Source organism: Streptomyces prasinopilosus, from assembly GCF_001419695.1.
GTDB classification, from domain to species: domain Bacteria; phylum Actinomycetota; class Actinomycetes; order Streptomycetales; family Streptomycetaceae; genus Streptomyces; species Streptomyces prasinopilosus.
In genome coordinates this window covers 1-2,195 of sequence record NZ_LIRG01000704.1, presented here as the reverse complement: position 1 = coordinate 2,195, position 2,195 = coordinate 1, and the positions used below count along the sequence as shown (strand labels likewise).

The window sequence follows — 2,195 nt, the reverse complement described above, 5'->3', positions numbered from 1 at the left end:
CTCGAACAGCGCGGCGGCCGTACCGGCCCGCATCAGCAGGGACGGGTCGACGGTGCGGCCGCCGCGCTGTTCGAGCACGGTGGTCAGTTCGGCGATGACCAGGGAGTCCAGCCCCAGCGTCCGGATCGCGCGGTCCCCCGGGTCCTCCCCCAGCACGTGGACGAAGGCGTCCCGCACGTGGCCGCGCATCACGGCGTGGTCCGGCCCGCCGGCCGCCGGTGCGGGGGTCGCGCCCCGCGTCCGGGCACCCGCCGGGTGCGTCCCGGGCCGTGCCGCGTCCCGCACGGGCACCGCGCGCGTCATGAGCGGCGACGGCCCGGTGGTGCCGGCCTCCGCGGGGAGGCCGGCGGGCGGGGCGGCGGAGTCCGCCGGCGCGTACGGGACGGAGAGGCCCGCCGGCACGGACGGAACGGCGGAACCGTTGCGCGCGGGGGTGGGAGCGGCGCCGGGGAAGACGACCGCGCCGCCCGACCGCAGGTGGTCGAGGAACGCGTCGGCCGCCTCGTCGGCGCCGAGGGAGTGCGCCGCGGAGTAGGAGGCGTCCGCCTCCATGCCGGTGCCCGTCCAGTTGGGCCACGCGTGGGCGGTGACCGTGGTGGCGGTGCCGTTCTCCCGTTCGGCCAGGGCGAGCTGGTAGGCGTTGGCCAGGCTGTAGTCGACCAGCCCGCGCCCGGCCCGGGCCATGCTGCCCGCGATCGAGGAGACCAGGACCGCGAAGTCGGCGCCCCGCTCCCGCGCCAGGCGTACGGCGTTCAGCGAGCCGGTGATCTTCGGGTCGGTCACCTTCACCGCGTCGCTCCAGGGCCGGCGGTGCATCGCGCCGAAGGGGTTGACCCGGCCGGAGCAGTGCACGACACCGCGCAGGCGGCCCCAGCGCGCCCCGAACCGCCGCGCCGCGTCGGCCAGCGCCGACGCGTCCCGGACGTCACAGGACAGGTACGCCACCTCGGCCCGCCGCGACAGGTCCCGCAGCTCCGCGGAACGGTCCGCGTCGAGCGCGGACCGCCCGACCACGCCGACGCGGAGCGCTCCCCGGTCGACGAGCCGCCGGATCAGCAGCCGGCCGACCGCGCCGAGGCCTCCGGTCACCAGGTAGTACCCGTCGCCGTGCAGGTCGTACGGCGGACCGGGCGGGGCGGCGACCGCCCGCGGCGCGTACCTGACGCCCCGGCGGTAGGCCGCGAGGACGCCAAAGGGCGGTTCCGTGCCCGGGCCGGTGCCGGAGCCGTGCGGCAGGGCCGCGTACTCGGCGGCGATCTGCCGGGCCCGGACCTCGACCGGGTCGGCCGGGTCCAGGTCGACGACGGCGGAGTGCTTGCGGCTCTCCGCGCAGGCGGCCCGTACGGCCATGGCGGTGGCGGCGGTCTCCGGGCGCACCCGCGCGCGTTCCGCCCCGTGCACGGCCACTCCGTGGTGCCCGACCCTGAGCAGGGTCCCGTGTGCGGGCAACCGCTTCACCAGGTCCGCCAGTTCGGTCCAGAACGCGCTCAGGTCGGGCGGTTCGGCGGCCGGCCCGCCCGGAGCGTCCACCACGATGACGGTGTCCGCGTCCGCCGCCGTCCCCACGACGACCGCGCCCCGGTCGCGCAGGGCGGCCGTGAGGGCCTCCCGGAGGGCGGGGTCGGGGGTGACCGGACACACCGTGGCGCGTCCCGGCGCGGGCGCGGGAGACGGTGCCGCGGCGGTGTCCCACACGATCCGGAGCGCCTCGGGACGGCGGTCCGTGCCCGCGGCGGGGGCCGTCGCCGGCGCCGTGGGAGCGGGGGGAGCCGCCGGAGCCGCCGCCCGGTGGGTGTGCCAGTGCTTCTGCGCGGCGAACGGGTACGTCGGCAGGTCCGTGGCCCGTGCTCCGGGCGGGGAGAGGGCCGCCCAGTCGACGTGCGCGTGTCCGGCGCGTACCAGGGCGACGACGTCGGCGACGTCGGCGGGGCCGTGCGGCGCACCGGCCGGCGCGGCGTCCTCCGGGGCCCGCTCGGCCGGGTGCCCGCCGTCGGCGCGGGCGATCGGCACGCGGCCGGCGGCGACGGCACGCAGCGCGGTCGCGAGTTCGGCGGCGTCGCGTCCGGCGACGGCGGTCTGGAACTCCAGGGGCGAGCGGCCGACGTTGGCCGTGTGGCAGAGGTCGGCGGTCTCCCAGTCGTCGCGCGCCGCGTCGAAGCGGTCCGCGTAGGCGGCGGCGAGGGCGCGCACGGCGG

1 protein-coding gene is annotated in these 2,195 nt (G+C 78.9%); it reads right to left on the bottom strand.

Annotated elements, in window-relative coordinates; genetic code table 11:
- A partial coding sequence (locus tag AOK18_RS24890) for a beta-ketoacyl reductase (protein ID WP_157865171.1) occupies positions 1-2,195 on the bottom strand: 2,195 nt, incomplete at both ends.